Origin of the sequence: Paludibaculum fermentans (assembly GCF_051172195.1) — a bacterium.
In the GTDB taxonomy this organism is placed as follows: Bacteria; Acidobacteriota; Terriglobia; order Bryobacterales; family Bryobacteraceae; genus Paludibaculum; species Paludibaculum fermentans_A.
Window position 1 is genome coordinate 3,844,976 of the sequence record NZ_JBPJAQ010000001.1, and the last position, 21,181, is coordinate 3,866,156.

Genomic DNA, 21,181 nt, shown 5'->3' on the forward strand with positions numbered 1-21,181 from the left:
GACGTCCTCCACATCACAGAAAACGTAACATCTCTCACGAATGTTCCATCTTCCGGAGGATCCGGCATGGATTCTTTCGGAGGACTTTGGAAGGGTCTCCCGACGCCGCTAGCGCAGTTGCATCAGGCCCAGCAGGATCATGCCGCCTAGTTCCGCCCCGATGCCAATCAGGGTTGCGCCGAAAGCCCAGTAGAGCAATCGGGCACCATCTGAGATCTCCGCCTCGCCTGCGACCTCGAAGAACATTGGCAGTATCTCGCTCACCATGAATTGGAACAGCCAGAATATGGACAGGAAACAGGCGACAGACTCGATCCCCCCCGAAATAAAACGGATTACCGCATCTCCGGCTTGGCCGTGGAATTGGCCTGAGCGGGTATTGAATGTCAGCAGATTCATCCCGCTCATCGTTCGCATGAACTCGGTGGCGCCGAATGTCATCAGGATCGACCAGATCCAGATCTTTCCGTACTTCTTCAGGACCTGATCCAGCGTTACGGCTAGGTTACGCGATTCACTATCTGTATCCATGGCGGTGTTCTCGTTTCTCGTTCAATTGTATAGAAAGGGGTCTTAAATACCAAAGAAAATTAATCTCGCTACCTGAATCATGAAACTGCGAACAGTCATCGCGCGGAGCGTAGCCTGAATTCGCCGCCAGGCGCGGTCTCGACTTGCTCCGATTCTATTCCCGCTTCGCCCGTCCGCTCTTTACACGCGTCATTGGTCGAATCCGGACATTAAAGTTAGACCTGGCTCGCAAAATCAAAATGGATCGAGACGGAAAGGCAGGTCGCTTTCTGTTAGCCTAGTCATTTCGTCATGCCTCGCTTTGTCGTTCTTTTCCTCATTGCCACCGGAACCGCCTTTGGTCAGACTGTCCCTGGCGACGCCCCTTGGACGGTCCCGTTTTCGAAAGACACGACCCGGTCCGTGGCAGCCGCCAAGGCAGTCTCAGCGCCGGACGGGGCGGATGCCATCGTGCTTCTGGACGAGCAGCGCTACTTGATTGACCCACAAGGGCGTACCACCGCCATCCTGCGGAAGGTCTACCGCGTTCTCACCACGGACGGTGTCGAGGACTGGTCCTCGCTCGAGCAGGAATATGCGCCTTGGTATCAACGCCGGCCGGAATTGCGCGCCCGGGTGCTCACGGCCGACGGTGCCAGCCACTGGTTGGATTCGAAGACCGCATCCGAGGCACCGGCCCAGGAGTTTGGCTCCAATGTTCTTTCTGACCGCCGGGTCCTGCGGGCTCCCTTGCCGGCCGTCGCCAGCGGTTCACTCGTCGAGTTCGAAATCGTTGTCAGGGAGAATGCCCCCCTCTTCGAGGCTGGCGCGGTCCACAGAATCAGCGTATGGGACTCGATTTCCATTCAACGATTCCATCTGGTCATCGATGCCGCACCCGGAGCCTCATTTCGATTCTCTTCTCAAATGTTTCCGAAAGACACAATTCGGAGTTCGGAAACGAAATCGGGAGTGCACGTTGATTGCGACTGGGGTCCCATTCCCGTCAGGAAGGAATGGGAATCGTCGCTACCCTTTGATGTCGCGTCACAGCCGGTCTTTGAGTTTTCGACGGGTCGTTCGTGGCAGGAAGTTGCGGCTCGCTATTCCACAGTTGTCGACGGACGCATCGGCACAGCGGGGCCCGGTAGCCCGCTCGACCCTCCCAAGTCCGGGGAGACCCCTCTCGCCATCGCCGCCAGGTTGACAGCGCTGCTTCACAAACAGGTCCGTTATACAGGACTCGAACTGGCAGATGCAGCCATCGTCCCGGCTGCTCCATCCGACGTGCTCGCGCGGCGCTACGGAGATTGCAAAGACAAGGCGACGCTTCTGGTCTCCATGCTCCGGGCCTCGGGCCTCAAGGCCAATGTCGTGCTCCTATCGTCCGGAACAGGGCTTGACGTCAATCCGGAACTGCCTGGGCTCGGCCAGTTCAATCACGCAATTGTCTATGTCGATGGTCCTCAACCGTTCTGGATCGATGCCACCGCCCAATACACCCGGGTAGGAGATCTGCCCACTCAGGATCAGGGGCGCCTGGCGCTCATCGCCACTCCCTCCAGCACGACGCTCGTGAAGACGCCGGAATCCACCTCTTCTGAGAACCGATCGATTCATCGCATCGAGATTCGTTTGCCCGAGTTCGGGAAATCCGTTATTACGGAATCAATAGAGGGCTACGGTTCCGCCGAGTCGGAACTCCGCGCCCGATATGGTGACTCAGAACCATCGAAGGTCAAAGAGACTTTGGAAGCCCAGGTGAAGCAGGTTTTTCTGGCTGAAAAGCTCGGCGACTACTCCGCTACCCGTGGTGACGATTTCACTCAGCCGTTTAACTTGAAAGTCACGATGAACAACGCTGGACGCGGAGCCACCGACGAGGATCAGGCAGCGGCCGGCCTCTTCTCTCACTTTGTGTTCGCTTCCCTGCCTTACGGGCTCGCTCCGACAGGCGCGGCCAACGCCGGGTCGGAAAAAGAGATTGCTCGTGTTCACGACTTCGTTCTTCCACAGGCTTATCAATGCGACTATCACTACCGGATCACGTATCCATCATTTCTCACGATCAAATCTCTACCGGCGAATGAAACCCTGAAGTTGGGGACCGCCACCTTCAGTTCCAGCTACACGAACGATGCGACAGGCTCTGTGGAGGCGGTTTTTCGCTTCGACACGGGCCGGAGGCGTCTCACACCCGCCGAATACGCCGCGATGCGGACCGAACTTCGCCGCATGTGGAAAGAAACGCCGGTGGTGATTCAGTTCACTTCCGCCACGAGCGATGCCCTGGCTCTGGGAAAAGTGGCCGAGGCAGCCCGCCTCGCCCGGGAGTACGCCTTGGCCCGCCCTTCCAGTTCAGTTGCGCAGGCCAAGTGGGCCCGCATCCTGGTAGCTGCCGGCGCTGGTGAAGCCGCCATCGCGGCCGGTCGCAAAGCGGCTGAACTCGATCCCAAGTCATCGCATGCATGGCAAGCCCTCGGCTGGGCCTATCAGCACGATTCCTTCGGCCGCCGCTTCCGCGGCAACTGGAATCCCTCCGCCGCCGAAGAGAGCCACAGGAAGGCCATCGAAACCGCCGAAGACAAGCTCGTTCCTCAGATCGACCTGGCCATTGTCCTGGAGCATAATGCCGATGGCGAACGCTATGGTCCCGGCGCCCGCGTGGCTGAGGCCGTGCAGCTTTACAGGACGGCATTGGAAAAAGGTCCGAACGCTGTCATCCATCAGAACCTCGTCATAGCCCTCATCTATTCGGGGAAATACCCGGAAGCTGGGGCGGAGATCAAGTCTCTCCCATCCGGCGGGTTGAAGCCCACGCTCTCAATCATGCAGTCCGCGCTTGCTCATGGATCCGATCGTGCTCTGCTTGACGCACAGAACGAACTTCCTGATTCGGCCGCCCGTTCGACCGCCATAGCCGGCGCCGCCGCTTCCCTCAGCTTGCTGCGGAGGTATGACTTGGCAACTGAACTCTTGAAAGCTGCTCGCAGGATCAACAACAGCCCCGAACTGGAGACACGTCTTTCCACGACGGCCCGGCTGAAGCGCTATGACGAGAACCGCTATCCCCACGATGACCCCCGTTCCGTGGTTTGGCAGTTCTATCTGAAGTTGTTCGCCGGCCGGGCGGAACTCGCTGACATACGGCCGCTGCTGACCAAATTGGAGGTGTTGGGCCCTGAGGCCGGGCAGGCTCAACTGGAATTGCTGCGTATGCTCGCGGCTCTCCGGGGCCGATTCCGTTCCTTGGGCTTCTCCCGAGAAGGCGTCATCGATCTCATCATGAGCTCTCTCGACTTTGAAAAGCACGGAGAAGACACCCTCGGGTATCGAGTTTCAGGCTCAGCCTCCGCTATCCCGATCTCCTCCACTTATGTCGTCAAGGAAGAGGGCCAATATAAGATCCTCGCCACCGCATCCAGTCTGGAAAACGTCGGCAAACTCGTTCTGAACCTGTTGAAGGCGAACGATCTCGGCTCCGCGCGTCGCTGGCTCGATCTGGCTATAAACGGTCAATACACGCCCGCTGGCCAGCCTCCATCCGGCCGGACCGTGGAGGTTCTAGTAAGAGGCCCGAATAATTCCGATAGCCCCGCCGCCCGCTACCTCTGGGCCGGAGTCAATAGCCCGGGACTTGAGGCCCTCAAGATCCGCGTGACGGCCGCGAGTCTCATTGGCACATATTCCGTCTCCGACGAGGCCATCGGAATCCTGCGGCAGGCAAGGGCCGGAGCCAAGGACAGCCTGGACCGCGGGAACATCGACCTGGCCCTCTGCCAAGCGTACGCGAAGTCCTCCAAATGGGCCGAACTTCTAAAATCAGCGAAGGATCTCTCAACCAGTTATCCCGTTGCCGACAAGAGTTTTCCCTTCGTCGTCAAAGCCCGGACCGGTCTCAAACAATGGACGGACCTTGAGCTGGATGCGGTGGCAGCGTTGAAGAAGTCACCGGATGACAGCACAGCATTGCGCGCGGCCGTGCTGGCTACCCTCCGTGCAGGCAAGCCGGATCAGGCAAACGCATACATCGAAAAGCTTCGCAAGCTGGAGTTCTCCAGTGCTGACGATCACTTCTCCATCGCCTGGAGCAGCCTGCTCGCGGGTAAGCCCGACGCGCAGGCCATTGAGCTTGTGCAGAAGGACCTCAAGCCTGGGGACCTTCAGCCCGACAATAGCTATGTCCTTGGATTCCTGCAGATGCAGGCGAACCGTGCAGATGAAGCCAGGAGTTCCCTCACCGGGGCACTGGAAGTGGAGGATTGGGCTCAACTGGATGCCCGCCCCTGGATCCTCCAGGGCAAACTGCAGTGGGAGTACGGCAACCGCGAGGTCTCCGAATCCGCATTCGCCGAGGCCCGAAAGAAAGGTGTTCGCAACGACGAATTGGGCTGGATCCTGACGTTAATCCCGAGCGACCGGAAGCAATAGTGTTCCGGGGATGGTGGCAACAAACTGCACTTCTGCCGGATTGTGCGAGCCGGAGGAACGCTCCCCTCCCTACACCACACCCGGCCGCTTCTTCCCAAATCCCGTAGCCTGCTCAAACGCGTGCGCCATCTGCAGCACCGCAAAGTCCTGGTGGTGCCGCCCCACAATCTGCACGCCCACGGGGAGCCCTTCCGCCGTAAACCCGCCCGGCACGGAAGCCGCCGGATTCCCCGTCACAGAGACATACCAACACGCCTTCATCCAGTCAATGTAGTTGCTGAACCGCACACCCTCGATCTCCGTCGGATACGGCGTATTCACGTCAAACGGAGGCAATTGCGTCGTCGGCAAAACAAAGTACTCATACTTCTCCAGGAACGCCTGGAATCGCCGCCACATCACGCCGTGCGCCGTTTCGGCTCGAGCCAGATCCTGGCCCGTCAGCCGCAACCCCTCTTCGATCTCCCCACGCAAGGTGTCCTTGAAAGCTTCCGGGTGCTGATGCAGCCGGTCGGCGTAGCTCGCCGCCGAATTCCAGGCCCGCAGCACGCGGAACGCCACCTCACACGGAGCGAAGTCCGGCTCCGCCTGCTCAACAACACACCCCAATGCTTCAAATGTCTTACGATGACCTTCGACAACGCTCCGCACCCGCGGATCGAACGGCACGCCGCCCAGGTCCTTGAAAAATGCCACGCGCACGCCCTTGAAATTACGCCCCAAAGGCGCCGCGAACCGCTCGCCCGGCTCCTCAATCGACAGCGGAGCCCGTGGGTCCGGGCCCGCGATCGTGCTGAACGCAAACGCCAGATCCGCCACAGTTCGCCCCAGGCACCCTGAAGTTGCGAACGTCGACCACGCAAACGCAGCCTTTGGCGCAGGCACCCGCCCGACCGATGGACGGAAGCCCACCACGTTGCAGAACGCGGCCGGATTCCTCAGCGAGCCCCCGGCATCCGACCCGCTGGCCACCGGCACCAGTCCGCAAGCCAAGGCAACCGCCGCTCCGCCCGACGAGCCGCCGCAAGTCTTCGAAACGTCGTAAGGGTTCAGCGTGGCGCCAAATACCTTGTTGAAGGTCTGCGAGCCAGCGCCAAACTCTGGAGTATTCGTCTTCCCCAAGGTAATGGCGCCCGCCCGCCGCATCCGCTCCACAACAATGTCATCCTCAGTGGGCACGTAGTCTTTGTACAGAGGCGAGCCGAAAGTCGTTCGCAAACCGCGCGTCTCCATCAGGTCCTTGTGAGCCACCGGCAACCCGTGCAGCGGACCCAATTTCTCTCCTCGCGCCTGCTTCTCATCCGCCTGGGCGGCAGCCTCGGCCGCCATCTCCGGAGCCAGGTTCACAATCGCATTGACCTTGGGATTCACCCGCTCAATCTGTTTCAAATGCGCAGCCAGCGCCTCGCGAGCCGAGAGCTTCTTTGTACGGATCAGCCGTGCCATCTCCACGGCACTCAGGAAGCACACATCCGTACCCGCGGCTTCCGCAGCAGTGACGCCCGGAAGCAGCGACGCCGCAGCCAGTCCCCGCAGAGCATCCCGACGCGTAGAAAGATCCTCGCTCATTTAGCTGACTCTACCATCGATGCCGCCCAAGCCTCGCCAAGCCGCCAAACGGAGCCGTGAGCGTCAGCGAGCGGAGGAGTCCCCGAAAGCCCGCAATCCACCGCCATTACTCTTACCCTGCCCCGCGGCATCGACAAACTGACAAACAGAGGTAGCAGCTCCGCAGGCCGTTCACCGGCGCATACCTGCAATCCATTTGTAGATCCGGCTCCTCAAGACGAGGCTTTTTCCGACCTCCGCAGTTCGCTCTCCTCGATCATGCCCGTCAGGTCGGCCGCGGGGCGAATCTCGAACGGCCCGGCCTTCACGCCCGGATGCTTCGACATCAATTCAATTGCATGCGCCAGGTCGCGAGCCTCCAGCACCAGAATCCCACCCAATTGTTCCTTCGTTTCGGCGTAGGGGCCGTCTTTGACGACCACCTTGCCGTTCGCCCACCACAACGTCCGCGCCTCACCCGGACCCTGCAACGCCTCTCCGCCCGCAAAATGCCCGCCCTGCCTCAATTCGTCATCGTAGGTGAAGCACTCGTCCACCATGGCAGTCCGGTCGGTGTCGCTCAGCGACTCAAACTTGCTCGGCTCAATGTAGCCCAGGCATATGAATTTCATGATTCTTTCCTTTCAGGCACTTGGCGCGACGAGCGGGCATCCGGAACGCGACACCGCCCGCTCCGCTCAACCCGTCGTCATCACTCCTCACTAGTTCGTCGTTCCAATTGGCCGCAATTCGACACGAGGCCCGAATTTTTCCTGTGTCACCGCCAGGAGGTTAGGCGCCCGCCGCCGGCCCTCTCGTCCTTCGTTTATACTGGCGGCTTGTGCGGAATTCCAGCTCGAATCCATTTTTGTTTACAGACCTAAAAGCATGGATATGCCTGGTAGCCTATTCGCTGCTCTCCCTTGCCGCCGTGGCCCAGACCCCGGTCCTCGAACTCCATACGGAAGGCAATACCCGCCTGCCGTCCGCGCCCGTCGTGGCGGCGTCCGGACTCAAACTGGGCTCCCTGGTGACTCGAGCCGAACTCGACAACGCAGCCAATGCCCTCTTCGCCACGGGGCTGTTTGAATCCGTGAACTACCGGTTTGCACCGAAATCCACCAATCAGGCCGCGGGCTATGCCGTCACCTTCCTACTCACTGAGGACCCTGCGCAAGGGGTAGCCATACTGGATATCCCCGGTCTTGATTCCGCTCGGCTCTGGGAAACCCTCCGTTCAGCCAATCCCCTCATCACCACGGCGATGCCGCAGAATGACCAGGCCCTGGCCTACTACCGGCAGGCCATCGAAGCTGCGCTCCTGCAACTCGGCCGCAAGGAAACGGTAACTACGAAGCTCGAGGCCGACCTCGCCTCTGGCCGCATGGCCACGGTCTTTCAGTCCGGCAACCGGCCGGTCATCTCCTCCCTCCGCTTCGAGGAGAACCGGAAGATCTCCGCGGCCGCCCTCTCGAAAGCGGTCTCCTCCCTCCTGGTGGGGCGCAACTATTCGGAACGTGAAGTCCGCAGCCTGGTCGATCTGAACGCGAAGCCGCTCTATGAAGAACTCGGACATCTGAACTTCGCCGTACGCTCTGTGAGGATCGAGAACGCGGGCCCGCAAGCGGTGAACGTATCCGTCCTCGTGGACGAAGGCGCCCAGTGGCGTCTCGGCAAGGCAGAGATCGAGGGCGCGGACCTGCCGCTGGCCGCACTCCGCAAGGCCGCTGATTTTCCAGTCGGGCAAATCGCCAACTGGAAACGAATCGCCGCCGGCATCAATGAGATGCAGCGGGTCCTCCAACGCGATGGCTATCTCGCCGTGCATTGCGAGCCGCTGCGCCATTACCGCGACGATACGGGCCAGGTCGACGTCGTCTTTCGGGTCGACCACGGCAAACAGTTCCACTTCGGCTCCCTCCAACTGCGGGGGTTGAGTGCCCAGTCGGAGAAGCAGGCGCGGGCGATCTGGAAACTCAAGGAAGGCGATCCGATGAACACTGAGTACATTTCCGAGTTCCTGGTGGCTGCGAAAGACGGGCCCGCCAGCCAAGCCCACTCAGTGGCGCGCGAGCTGAAAGCACGCCCTGGCAGTGAGGTGATCGATGTCGTTATTACTTTCCAATAGATTCAACGTCGCCGGCGGCCTCCTGGTTCTGCTACTTCTCGGGCCCGCGGCCTCCGCTCAGGATGACGAGGCAGGGAAGACCCCCGCGACCACACCGGGTCCCACCCGAAAATCGATCACGCCCCCAAAGCTGCTTCACCAGGTGGATCCTGACTTCACCCCCGAGGCCAGAGCGGCCGGGGTGCAGGGCACCGTCCTCTTCGAATTGGTGGTGAATGAGCAAGGCGTGCCGGTCAACATCCAACTCCTCAGTCCGCTGGGCTTCGGCCTCGACGAAGCGGCCTTGCTCTCCCTGCAGCAATGGAGATTCGAACCGGCCCGCAAAGACGGACAGCCCGTCAGCTTCTTAGCCACCGCGAGAGTGAACTTCGTACTAATTGCAAGGAAGTTCGACAGCGAGGCCGAAGAGCGGCGCACGAAATTCAACCTCGCCCTCAGAGGCTTGTCAGCTCAACCGGGTCCCCAACGTGAACGGGCGATCCAGTCGATTCGTGATCTGGCCCAGGCCAGGTTCGCGCCCGCCTTGTACATCCTGGGGTCACTCCTTCAGAAGGGCGATGGGATGGACCGCGACCTGCCCCGGGCGCAGGAACTGATCCAGGAATCCGCGAATAGGAAATACGGTCCGGCCCTTTTCGTCATCGGGTTCACCCGCCTCACTAGCACGGTGGATCCGGCGGAAAAGACGGCCGCACTCCGCTTGATCACCGATGCCTCCAACCACGGCAGCTACAACGCACAGTTCTACCTGGGCGATACCAGTGAGAGGGGAACGCACGGCCCGCCTGACCTCGAGCGCGCCGGCCGCGCCTTTCGTCTCTGCGCGACAACTGGCCATGCCGATTGCCAATACCGTTTGGGCAAACTGCTCCTCGATCAGGCTTCGAAACAGGACCGCGCCCTCGTGCAGGCTGTCGCCTGGCTGCAACTGGCTGCCGACCAGGGTCAGTCCGATGCCGCCGCACTCGTCAAACAGGAAGCGGCCCGTCTCACTGACGACCAGGCCGGCCGCGTGAAACGGCTCAAACCGCAGCTCCTGCAGAAGCCGTAACGAAGCACTCGTGGTCGGCCGCCCGCATCTATTGCCGCTTGGGTCCTTATGCCTAATCCGCAAAGACCGTCGGCCGCTGTCTGCGATACTGGGGCTGGGATACCTGTCATCGGGCCTGCCCGCCCTCAAATCCTATCGATCCCCCACCTCCCCCCAAACCCATGAGTGAATCACCTCTCATCCTCATCACCGGAGGCGGCCGAGGCATCGGAGCCGCCACCGCTCGTCTCGCTGCCGCCAAAGGCTACACCGTCTGCCTCACTTACCTGCAAGGCAGCGAGGAAGCCACTAAGGTTGTCACGGAAATCACCGCAGCCGGAGGCCACGCCCTCGCCCTCCAGGCCGACATGCGCTCTGAATCCGCCATCATCACGCTGTTCCAGAAGCTCGACGAGCGCTTCAGCCGGCTCTCCGCCCTGGTCAATAACGCCGCCACCCTGGAAACCCAGATGCGTCTCGACGCCATGGACGCCGCCCGCATGGAGCGCATCTTCTCCACCAACATCATCGGACCCATGCTCTGCGCCCGCGAAGCCGTGCGGCGCATGTCCACCCGGCACGCCGGCCGCGGAGGCGCCATCGTCAACGTCTCCTCCGGAGCAGCCAAATCCGGCTCCCCCGGCGAATACGTCGACTACGCCGCCAGCAAAGGCGCCCTCGAAACCTTCACTGTCGGCCTGGCCAGGGAGGTAGCGGAAGAGGGGATCCGCGTCAACGCCGTCCGCCCCGGTTTCATCTACACCGGCATGCACGCCAAGGGCGGCGAACCCAACCGCGTCGACCGCGTCAAAACCCTCGTCCCCATGCAGCGCGGCGGTCAACCGGAAGAGGTCGCCGCCTCCATCCTCTGGCTCCTCTCCGCGGAAGCCTCCTATGTCACAGGAGCCATTCTCGATGTCTCCGGCGGGCGGTGAACCCGCACCTGCGGGAAGCCTGACCCCAGCCTGAGCTACCCGGCTGGCACGGCATCAACCCAGCAGCTCACGAACATTGCGCGCCAGTCGCTTGCTCACCACAAACTCGATCCCGCTGCTCAGCGTCAGCAGCCAGCGCTGGCTGCTCAGCGTGCTCATCTTCCGGACATGATCGACATTCACCAGCGCATTGCGATGGATGCGCCGGAAATTCTCGTTCTTCAGTCGATCCTGAATGGCCCGCAGGCTCTGCGTCGCCAGGTACTTCCTCTTGGCCGTCACAATCCACACCAGATCACCGTCCGCCTGAAATGCGTGCACTTCCGAGGTGTTCAACAGGACAAATTCCTCCTTGTCCCGGCCAACCACCTTGCGCGATACCGGGGTCGGTTGGTCCGTGGGTGCCTCCTGCACCCGGACCAGTCGCTCGGCCACTTCCATCGGATTGCCCCAGATTCGGCGTGCCCGCTCCAACGCCGCGTGCAGGCGTTCCGGCCGGACTGGCTTCAGCAGATAGTCGATTGCGCCGGCATCCAGGGCTTGGATCGCATATTCCTCGAAGGCCGTAACCATGATCAGGATTGGCAGGCGGCTACCCTGGCGGATACGCCTCGCCACCTCAATGCCGGAGAACTCGGGCAACTGCATGTCCAGGAATACTACGTCCGGCTTGAGGCTCAGGATCAGCGCCAGCGCGGTCGACCCGCTGTCGGCCTCGCCAATGATCTGGACATCGCCTGCCACTTCCAGTTCTTCACGCAGCACGCTCCGCCCAATCGGCTCGTCATCGACAATCACCGCTTTCATTGGCATCCTGGTGGCATCCCTCTCCGGCATGGCGGCCTCGCCGCTCGCAGGTGGCCGCTGTTGATCCCGGAAACCCCTTCGCCTTCGAACCGCATCGGGGTTACCGGAATGGAGCCTAGCCGCCCCCTCAGAAGACGAATCCCAGGGCGAACTGATACGCCCGGGGCGCCACGAAATGCGTCCCGCTGAAGGTCGATAGGAAGTTGTACAGCGCCACTTTGTTCGTGAGATTGGTGGCGGTGAATCGCAGCGTGGTCCGGTAGCGCTCCGTCTGGAAAAGGTTGTCCGTCCCTACGCCAATGTCGAACAGGTGGCGCGAAGCGACGCGCGGCGGATTGTGGTCGTCATTCCCTGTCCCTTCCTTCGGGATCACCAGCCGCGTAGCCCCGAAATTCGCCGTCGTGCACACCGCATCGGTCAGCGGCGAGCCAATCGTCGGCCGCTGGTCTCCGCAGTAGAAACCGATCGCCGATTGCTGCGCACCGCTCAACGCCAACGCATCTTCCAGTCCCCCCACGGCTCCGGCCACCAGTCCGCTGTCATAGCGCCAGGTGAACGCGACCCACGGTCCGTGCGTACCGCGCTGGTAGCGCAGGTTGGTCGTCTGCTGGAACGCCTGGTCGTGATCAATGCGGAACACGCCATCGCCCCCGACATCATTGTTGAAAACCAGGCCGCCCGTCTCCGGCCCGAAGAACCGCGCCCGGGTGTGCCCCATCGTGGTGAACCATTGAAACCCCCGAATGTTCGGTGTGCCGATGCGGACGGCCACACCGTCCAGCTTGGACTTCTTCCAGGAAATGGGGAAGGCAATCGGGGTATCGAACAAGGTGCCAAAGTCGTAGGCATTGTTCGTGTACTTCCAGAAGTAATCCGCGCTCGCGATCAGATACCGGCCAATCGCCTGCTCGATGCCGGCATTGTACTGGTTGCGATTCCCGGCTGGCAGCGGCGTGCTCGCTGCTCCAAATGCGTTCGAGGCCAGGCCCCCCATGCCGGTGGCGCTCGACAGGACAAGGTTCTCGTTATAGGGCGTCTCAAAGGTCCTCGAATACGCTGCCCGGATCACCGTCCCCGTCGGTTTGAACATGTACGAGGCGCCGATGCGCGGCTGGGCGCTGGAGTCCGTAACGATTCCGTGGTAGGAATCCCACCTCAATCCGGCCTGGATGCTGAGATTGCCCAGCCGTATGGAGTCCTGGATATAGAACGCATACTGGTTCACATTGGCGCTGCCGCTGAACTGAAACGGCTGCCCGCCGCGAGTCAGGTCATACGGAGGCAGCCCAGGCAGAAGATCCGGATTCGCCGAGAAACCGGCCGGGGCACAGTCGTCCGGATTTGAGATGGACGGCAGCGTCTGCGGATCGCCGCTGGCATCCACGCAAACCGGATTGAAGAATGGGTCCGTGATCCCGAACGTGAATCGCTCATTGAGCCGGGTCTGCATCAACTGTGTGCCGGCCTTCACGTTGTGGCGCCCGCTCGCGTAGGAAACGTCGGCCTTCACACCCCAGTTCGTCAGGTCGCGGCGCTGGCCAATCGTGGCCGGCGTATCGCTGAATGCGTCGCGGCTCGGATAGTAGTTCACGCGATCGGCCCGGTAAAACGGATTCACGGTCAGCACCGCCTTGGCTCCGAATGTATGCTGATAGCCCGGAGCGAAATTGAAGGTGCTGATCTTCTGCCGCTGGTCCTGGTTCGGCTGGTCATAAGTGTTCGGGATCTGGAACCAGTTCCTTGCCCAGAACAGGTTCAGGTGAATCGCATCGCGGCCGTTGGGCTGGTAGTCGAAGCGGTCGAAAATCGTACCGTTGTTGCCGATGGCGTGGATAGGCGTAAACTCCGGCGTGTCCAGGAATCGGCCGGACCGCAGGGCGTTCGCAGCCAGGAAGTTGCCGGCCTTCGGCCCGCCCAGCGACAGCGTCGCCTCCTCCGCATAGGTGCCGAACGAGCCCCACTCCCCCAGCAGGCTGCCGGTCGGCTTCTGCCCGAGACCCGACTTCGTCACGGCATTCAGCACCAGGCTGGTCTTGTCTCCAAACTCCGCCGCCGGTGCGCCCGTAATCAGTTCCATCGACTGAATTGCATTCAACGGAATCTGCGTGGAGAAGCTCTTGCTCTGCTGGTCGCCAATCGGCTGCCCGTCAATCGAGAAGCTGGTTTGCGCGTGATCGCCCAGCGGGTGGAAAAACCCGTTTGAGTCGGCCGCCACGGCGCCGCTGCTCAACATGATGGCGTCACTCAGGCCCGATCCGGGCGAGGTGGTGGGCAACTGCGAAAGCGTCTTTGTGTCCACATCGTTGTGGGCATACGGCACATTCTCCAGCAGATCCAGATGCTCCGCTTCGACATTCACCGTGGTAGTGGTCCCCTGCAACGCCAGGCTCACGTTCAGTTCCACCGGCACCGCTCCGCGAACGTCGACATCCCGTTCATCACTCGCGAAGTTCGGCGCACGAACAGTCAAATGATAAGGATTGGGCGGAATATTCGTCAGGCGGAACGCCCCATCCGCATCGGTGATCCCGGATTGCCGGTAATTGCTGACCCGGTTCAAAATGGTGACGATCGCTCCGGAAATCGCCGCGCCGCTCGGATCCTTAATCGTGCCTTGCAGCGTGCCGGCATTGCCCAGTGACTGACCATTGGCACAGTCGCCCAGACTGAGTGCCAGCAGGCCAGCCGCGGCTAAAACGAGGAAGCTTCTCATTCGCTCAACATAACGGCCGCCGCCTGCTACGACCTAGCTCTGCGGCACAGGCGGGCCCCATGCCTCCGCAAACGGGCTGCTTGCGCCGGTGAGCGGACGGCCTTTGCCCCCATCACCTCGCCCCACTCGCTGTGGGTCCGACCCGCTCCCGCCCTCGCCGCGGCATTGCGCCCGTTAGCCGTCGTTTGCCGCCCGCCCACCGCAATCCTCCACCCACCCGCCAGGAACCTTGCGGGCCGTCAGTTGGGCCCGGGCTAGAGTGAATGTTCTTATGCCACCGGCGCCGGGCTCTCTTTCGGACATGCGCTGCCGGGTCGGCCAATAGTCCGAAGCATTAACGTCATCATGCCCAATCCCAATCTCACCGCCACCGTCCCCATGTCTCTCCGTCTCGCACTCTGGCTGCTTCCTCTCCTGGTATTGGGCCAGGCACCCTCCAGCCCTCCACCTGGGGCCGCGGCGGATCCCCCCAATGCGCCGCTGAAGTCTTCTGTCACCGTGATCGGCACACGCAGCCCCATGGAAGTGGACCATTCTCCGGTCTCCACGTCGCTGGTCACCCGCGAAGAGCTCGAACAGCGCAACATCCGTCAGGTCGATCAGGCTCTGGCCCTGACCGAAGGCGTCATTGCGATCCGTGGCAAGGGTCCGGCGGACAACGATTTCGGGCTCGGCCTGCGCGGCTTCGCCGGACGCGGCGGCCAGAACCGCACGCTCATCCTGCTCGACGGCCAACCCATGAACAACTCCTACATCGGCAACGTGAACTGGTCGACGTTCGCCGTCAGCGAACTGGAACGCGTGGAAGTCGCGCGGGGACCCTTCTCCTCCCTCTACGGCGGCAATGCCATGGGCGGGGTCGTGAACCTCATCACTAAACCCGTCGACCGGCGCAGCCTCGAGATCTTCGGCCAGTATGGCAACCGCTCCACCTCCAACTACTCCCTCCGCGCCGCGGAGCGGTTCTTCGGCCGTCTGGGCTTGAGCTTCGGCTACAGCCGGTTCCAGACCGGCGGCTACTCCCCCCAGGAGATCCTGCGCTCGCCCATAACCTCGACCGGCGGCGTGCCCGTCACCGGCGTAACCTCCTGGCTGACGCCCACCGGCGGGACAACTTACCAGGTGGGGGATCGCGGCCGGAACTGGTTCAACCAGCACGCCTACCGGCTGCGCGGCGAGTACGCTTTCACCCCCAGGCTGTTCGCCAGCCTGCAATACATGCGCCAGTCCCGCATGGACGGCTACGACGCCTACACCACGAATCTGCGCGATGCCGCCGGAGCTCCGGTGGACACCGCCACCATCTCGTTTCAGGACGCCGCCGGCGTGACCCGGCGCCTGTCGGTCACCCCCGCGAACTACATCGGCACGCCCACCGGCGCGGTCACCAACATCTATCAGGCACAGGTGCTGGCCACCTTGCGCGACCACTGGACCCTGCGCGTTGCCGGTGGAATGAACTACAGCCCTGGCGATTGGTACGTCACCCCGGGCGCCAATGCCACGCTCACCTCCGGCACCGGCAGTTGGGTCAATCAGGTGAGCCAGGGTTACTACGGCAATGTCCAGGCCACCTGGTCCGCCCATCGGCACTCCGCCATCTTCGGCACGGAAATGCGGCACGACCGCGCGGCGATTGGCGGCCAGGCCATTCCCAACTACGCTCTGCGCGAGGGCGGCGGCGCCTATGACTCCCAGGCCAAAGGCAAGTCCATCAACCAGTCGGCCTACGCGCAGTACCAGATGAACGTCTCGGACAATCTGCTGGTCGTCGCAGGCGGACGTCTGGACACTTGGCGTACCTATGATGGCGCCAACCAGACTGGACTCACCTCGCCCCTCGTCCCCTACCCTGACCGCTCCACCCGGGCCCTTACCGGCAAACTCGCCGCCACTTACCGCCTGCCGCATAGCTGGCAGATTCGAGCCAGCGTGGGCAACGCATTCCGCAACCCCACGGTCTACGACCTCTACCGCGATCTGAACCTCTCCGGTACGCTCTATCTCGCCAACCCGAATGTGAAACCGGAACACCTGCTCGCCTACGAAGCCGGCCTGTCGAAACAACTGCCCTGGGCGGGCCTCGTCGAAGCGACCTACTACATCAACCGCGTCAGCGACCTCATGTACCGCACCACCGATCTCGACGCCGATCCCACCGGCCGCATCCGCCGCCTCACCAACGTCGGCATGGGCCGCACCATCGGCTTCGAAACGTCCGCCCGGCAGCAACCGGCCCGCTGGCTGCAGTTCCGGCAAAGCTACAGCCTGGCGAAAGCGGAGATCACCGAGAATCCCTCGCTGCCCGCCACAGTGGGCAAACGCCTGCCCTACGTGCCGCTCCACACCACCACCTTTACGGCCCTCGTCTCCCGGCACCGCTGGAATGGCGCCTGGAGCGGCCGCTATGTCTCCTCCGTCTTCTCCTCCGACACCAACACCGATGTGGTCCGCGGTGTGCCCGGCAGCTATAACCCCTTCTTCGAGACCGATGTCACGGTCTCTTACCAGGTCAACCAACGCCTCTCCTTGCTCCTGACCGCGGACAATCTGCTGGATCGCCGCTACTACATGTCATTCTCGACACCCGGCCGCTCGGTATTCGCGGGCTTCCGCTGGAGGTACTAGATGAGGGGCGCTTTCAGATGTACCCTTCTGATCTCCGCCGGCCTCCTCGCGCTCGCCGCGGAAACGCCCAACGCCGTCGTGCTCCTGCGCACCGCGCAATCAGCGCCGGGTGCGCTGGAACGAGTCAAACAGGAGTTGGGCGCCAACGCCTTCGAATGCACTCTCGTCCACGATGGGATGCCCCCGGAACGTCTGAAGAAAGCGCGCGTCCTCTTCCTGGAACACCCCTCGCCCGAGTTGCTGGCCCGCTGGAAGCCTGTCGCCCTCGAGTCCATCCGCGGCGGCCTCAAAGTAGCGTCTGATATCCCCGATGTCGTGCAACGCGCCTGGGGCGTCGAAGTGAATCTGCCCTTGACGCGGCGCCTGCTGCCCTACTTCCAATATGGGGGCGGCGACAATCTGCGCGCCTTCTTCCTCTCCATCTACCAGGAGGCGGGCGGAAAGCCGGCCGCCATCCCTCCGCCGCTGGAACTGCCTCGCACCGGCGTCTATCATCCCGACGCACCGCGCCTCTTCCCCAGTCTCACCGCCTATCTGGAGTGGTACCGCCAAGCCAAACCGAACCAGGGTGCCCTCGCCGCGGTCAGCTTCTTCCACTCCTACGTGAAGAACGGAGACCTCGCCTTCATCGATGGGCAACTGCGCGCTCTCGAACGGCAGGGCCTCGCCGCCGCCGGGCTCGTCGGCTGGCCGCTGCATTCGCTCGACCAGCTCTTCGAGGCGCCGCCCTCAGACCCCCTGCAGGTTCTGCTGGCCTTCACCCTGAGCCTGTCAAAGCCCGAGGACGCTGACTTCCTGAAGAAGCTCAACGTCCACGTCATCAGCCTGATGGTGACGCGGGACAACTATGCTCAGTGGGCTGCGACGGACCGCGGCGTCACCACCGATCGCGTGGCCACCTCCCTGGCCAACCTCGAAACGGCCGGCGCCGCTGATCCCATCATGGTCGCCACGACTGAAGCCGGCTCAGACGGCATGGATCGCACCATGCCCATCGCCGAACGCGTCGATATGGCCGCCCGCCGCGCCCGCCGCTGGATCGCCCTGCGCCAGAAGCCGAACTCCGAAAAGCGTCTGGCAATCCTCTACTACAACAACCCGCCGGGCAAGGGAAACCTCGGAGCCAGCTACCTCAATCTGCCGCCCAGCATCGAGGCCGTGCTCCAACGCCTGCAGCGCGAGGGCTACCTCGTCGGCGGCCGCATACCCACGCCCGAACAGATCATCGGCCTACTGGAAAAGGCCGGGCGCAATGTGGAGACCTGGGCGCCAGGCGAACTGACAAAAATGCTGGGCGAAGGCGGCGTCACCCTGCTGCCCGTCGAGAAGTATCGCCAATGGTTCGACGAAATGCCCGGGGAGTTCCGCAAGTCAATCAATAGCCGTTGGGGACAACCGGAACAGGCTGAACTCATGACGTGGCGCTCCTCGTCGGGCCGCCTGTTCTTCGTGATCCCCGGACTCCACCTGGGCAACGTGTTCGTGGGCCCCCAACTCCTGCGGGCCTCCTTCGCTGAGTACACCAACGTCCAGCACAGCGGCACCTTGCCGCCGCATCACGGCTACGTTGCCGCCTACCTGTTCTACCGCCATCAATTCAACGCCGACGCTGTGATTCACATGGGCCGCCACGGCACCCTGGAATGGCTGCCGGGCAAGAACGCCGGCCAGGCCGGATGGGATTGCTCCGAGGTGATCCTTGGCGACCTGCCGAACCTGAACTACTACATCATGGACGGCAGCGGAGAGGCGATCCAGGCCCGCCGCCGCTCCGCCGCCGTCGATCTCAGCCACCTCACACCCATGCTCGCCCGTGCTGGCAAAGAGGACCGGTTCGCCTCGCTGGAGAAGGTACTCACTAGTTGGGAGGAGACGCATGAGTCCTCCCCCGCGCTGGCCTCCGAGTACGCGGCGAACCTCAATCGTGAGCTGGAGTCTTCCGGCCTATCCAAACAGCTGAAGCTCGACCTTTCCAATGCGGCTGCGAGTTACGAGCGCGTCCGGGAATTCCTCGACTCCGTGGAAGACGCACCCATGCCCCTGGGCCTGCCCATCCTCGGCCGGATGCCTTCGGACGACCGCCAGCTCGCCGGCCTCAGCACATTTCTCCAATCCTCGTTCGAACTGGCCGACGCCCGCCGCCTGGCGCAGTCCTTCCCCCTCTGGGCCGCCGCCATCGCCGCGGGCCAGCCGCCCGTCATCCCCGAAGGGCTGCCCGCACCCTTGCACGCCAAGGTGTCGCGGGCGCTCGATGACGGTCATACCTGGCTTAACAATGTGCGCCTCTCCCCTGAGCGCGAGCTGGCGGTCCTCATCGAGGCCCTCCGTGCCGAGTTCGTCCCCAGCGGCCTCGTCGGCGATCCCCTCGCTGTGCCCGCGGCCCTGCCCTCCGGCCGCAATCTCCACCACGGCGATCCGGCCATGATCCCCACCAAAGCCGCCTGGGAGGTCGGCAGAAAGCTCGCCGGCCAGCTCCTGGCTGACCACAGAAAGAAAACCGGCCGCTATCCCGAGAGAATTTCGATGGTGCTGTGGCAAGGGGAAACCGGACGCCACCAGGGCGCCATGGAAGCCCAGGCCATGTACCTGATGGGCGTGGAGCCCGAATGGAACGCCCGCGGCGTGCCCGACCGCCTGAAGCTCATCCCGGACGCTCAACTCGGCCGCCCGAGAGTGAACGTCGTCTTCACCGTCAGCGGCCTCTATCGCGACGGCTACCCCGACAAGATCCTCATGCTCGACCGTGCGGCCCGCCTGGCCGCCTCGGCCGGCGATAACGCCCTCAGCCGGCAGAATCGCGAAACCGAGGCCGCCCTCAAGTCGGCCGGCGTTGATCCCCAACAGGCCGCCGCCGTGGCCGGAGCGCGTGTCTTCACCACCGCCCCCGGCTCCTATGGCTTCGGCCTCCAGCAGATGGTGGAGCAGAGCCGCGACAAAGAGGAACCCAAAACCATGGCCCAGCTCTACCTCTCCAAAATGAACTACGTCTACACCGAGAAGGCTTGGGGTACGCAGGTTCCCAAACTCCTCGAAAGCCAGTTGAAGGGCAATCAGGTCATCCTGCACAGCCGCTCGTCGAATCTCTACGGCGCCGTGGACAACGACGACGTCTATCAGTGGATGGGCGGGTTGCGCATTGCCAGCGAAGCGGCCGGAGCCAAACCCGAACTTCTCATGAATAACTTCCGCCGCCCCGGCCGCGAGAAACTCGAAACCGCCGCCGGCTTCATCGCCTCCGAGCTGCATGCGCGCAACTGGAATCCGGAGTGGATCCGCGAGATGAAGAAAGAAGGCTACTCCGGAGCCCGCGAGATGGGCAAGGCCATCGAGTTCCTCTACGGCTGGCAGGCGACCGCGCCGGAAACCATTGCACCCGAGGTCTGGAAGAAGACCTACGACGTCTACGTCGCCGACGAGTACAACCTCGGCATGAAGGAGTTCTTCGAGAAAGCCAATCCGGCCGTGCGTCAGAATGTGGTGGCCCGCCTGCTTGAAGTGGATCGCCAGGGCTCTTACAAATTCACCGCCACCGAACGCCGTCAACTCGTGAAGGAGTTCGTTCGTCTCGTCTCCCAGATGGGGGTGGCCTGTTCCGCCAATGTCTGCGGCAACCGCAAGTTGCAGGCGGCGACGCTATCCGAAGCCCGGCGGATGTCGCCCAGCGAACTGGCGCCGCAACAGTTGGCGGAGTTCCGGAAGCAGTTCCAGCAGGCCCTTCGGCCCGCGCCGGCAGTCCCCTCCACCCCCAAACCGGTCGTAGCCAGCAAACAGACCGCGCGCCCCGACCTGTGGCGAGGACTCCGCGTCAAAATCGTCGACATGAAAGCGTTCGCCGCCCGCGCTCGCCGGGTAGTGACCGACAACCCGCTCACCCTTCTCTATACCGCCTTGGGATTGCTTGGCTCCGGTCTTCTGCTGGCGCTGTATCGGCGCCGTCCGAATCAATGGGCGGAACTGAGGCTCGGGGATCCGCCGGCGGGCGGCCAATCGTAAACGCTGGGCCAGGCCCGCCTGATCCTCCTGCGAATGGCCCTTCCAATCCGGACAACGTCTCACGCCACCATCTTCGTTCCATGCGTCGCCACCAATTGCCCCACGGCCCGCCTAGGCTCAACTCAAATCCCGCGAACTCTGCCGGGAGGGTTGCCTCGATTCCAGTTGCGGCCGTTCCAACTACCAACAGTCTGGATCGGCGGGAACGCTCCGCCGTGAACCCTGCGTACGCGCCGTCTGGGAGGAACCTGCGCTTCCCCTTCCGAATCGCGAACGGCAATACCTCAACCCTCACCCTCCGGGCCGCCAAAGTGGCCGCCGGCGCGCATCCAGCTCTAGTCCCGGACGGAAGCGACAGGCTCTGAAACGCCCTTTTTACTCCACATCCGATCCCGCCATGTACCTGCCTGTGGCCAGGTTCTTTGGTGCGGGGGCGCTCTGCCTCCGCAAACTGCGCG

The 21,181-nt window shown here is 62.6% G+C and carries 11 protein-coding genes; 6 read left to right on the forward strand and 5 right to left on the reverse strand.

All coding sequences use genetic code 11. The features are described from left to right. Positions 1–108: 108 nt before the first annotated feature. Complete coding sequence (locus ACR9Y2_RS15635) at positions 109–531, reverse strand: hypothetical protein (RefSeq protein ID WP_435042325.1); 423 nt, start codon at positions 529–531, stop codon at positions 109–111. A 291-nt stretch (positions 532–822) separates the two neighbouring features. Here ACR9Y2_RS15635 and ACR9Y2_RS15640 point away from each other — a divergent pair, with 291 nt between their 5' ends. After that, complete coding sequence (locus ACR9Y2_RS15640; protein WP_435042326.1) at positions 823–4,941, forward strand: DUF3857 domain-containing protein; 4,119 nt, start codon at positions 823–825, stop codon at positions 4,939–4,941. Between the two features lie 69 nt (positions 4,942–5,010). On the opposite strand, the gene ACR9Y2_RS15645 is transcribed toward ACR9Y2_RS15640, so the two are convergent. Together ACR9Y2_RS15645 and ACR9Y2_RS15650 are read right to left on the reverse strand one after the other, a co-directional pair. Beyond that, positions 5,011–6,510 (reverse strand): amidase, encoded by a 1,500-nt coding sequence (locus ACR9Y2_RS15645; protein WP_435042327.1) that lies wholly within the window; start codon positions 6,508–6,510, stop codon positions 5,011–5,013. Positions 6,511–6,722: 212 nt separating this feature from the next. Further along, entirely contained in the window at positions 6,723–7,121 is a 399-nt protein-coding gene (locus ACR9Y2_RS15650) for a YciI family protein (protein WP_435042328.1), read from the reverse strand. Between the two features lie 236 nt (positions 7,122–7,357). Here ACR9Y2_RS15650 and ACR9Y2_RS15655 point away from each other — a divergent pair, with 236 nt between their 5' ends. From ACR9Y2_RS15655 to ACR9Y2_RS15665, 3 genes are all read left to right on the forward strand, one after another. Next, entirely contained in the window at positions 7,358–8,617 is a 1,260-nt protein-coding gene (locus tag ACR9Y2_RS15655) for a hypothetical protein (RefSeq protein ID WP_435042329.1), read from the forward strand. Next, a complete protein-coding gene (locus ACR9Y2_RS15660) occupies positions 8,595–9,668 on the forward strand; it encodes a TonB family protein (protein WP_435042330.1) in 1,074 nt (357 codons plus the stop codon). Before ACR9Y2_RS15655 ends, ACR9Y2_RS15660 begins: the two co-directional genes overlap by 23 nt. A gap of 161 nt (positions 9,669–9,829) precedes the next feature. Continuing rightward, on the forward strand, positions 9,830–10,582 hold the full coding sequence (locus ACR9Y2_RS15665; protein ID WP_435042331.1) for an SDR family oxidoreductase: 753 nt from the start codon (positions 9,830–9,832) through the stop codon (positions 10,580–10,582). Between the two features lie 54 nt (positions 10,583–10,636). Here ACR9Y2_RS15665 and ACR9Y2_RS15670 read toward each other — a convergent pair whose 3' ends face one another. Together ACR9Y2_RS15670 and ACR9Y2_RS15675 are read right to left on the reverse strand one after the other, a co-directional pair. Then, the gene (locus tag ACR9Y2_RS15670; RefSeq protein ID WP_435042332.1) at positions 10,637–11,389 is read right to left on the reverse strand and encodes a LytR/AlgR family response regulator transcription factor; all 753 of its coding nucleotides are present in this window, start codon (positions 11,387–11,389) and stop codon (positions 10,637–10,639) included. A gap of 127 nt (positions 11,390–11,516) precedes the next feature. Beyond that, positions 11,517–14,102 carry a TonB-dependent receptor gene (locus tag ACR9Y2_RS15675; RefSeq protein ID WP_435042333.1) on the reverse strand — a complete coding sequence of 862 codons (2,586 nt, stop codon included), beginning with the start codon at positions 14,100–14,102 and terminating at the stop codon, positions 11,517–11,519. A gap of 345 nt (positions 14,103–14,447) precedes the next feature. Here ACR9Y2_RS15675 and ACR9Y2_RS15680 point away from each other — a divergent pair, with 345 nt between their 5' ends. Together ACR9Y2_RS15680 and ACR9Y2_RS15685 are read left to right on the forward strand one after the other, a co-directional pair. Beyond that, positions 14,448–16,730 carry a TonB-dependent receptor gene (locus ACR9Y2_RS15680; RefSeq protein ID WP_435042334.1) on the forward strand — a complete coding sequence of 761 codons (2,283 nt, stop codon included), beginning with the start codon at positions 14,448–14,450 and terminating at the stop codon, positions 16,728–16,730. After that, on the forward strand, positions 16,731–20,723 hold the full coding sequence (locus ACR9Y2_RS15685; protein ID WP_435042335.1) for a cobaltochelatase subunit CobN: 3,993 nt from the start codon (positions 16,731–16,733) through the stop codon (positions 20,721–20,723). It begins immediately after the preceding gene. The last annotated feature ends 458 nt before the right edge of the window (positions 20,724–21,181 follow it).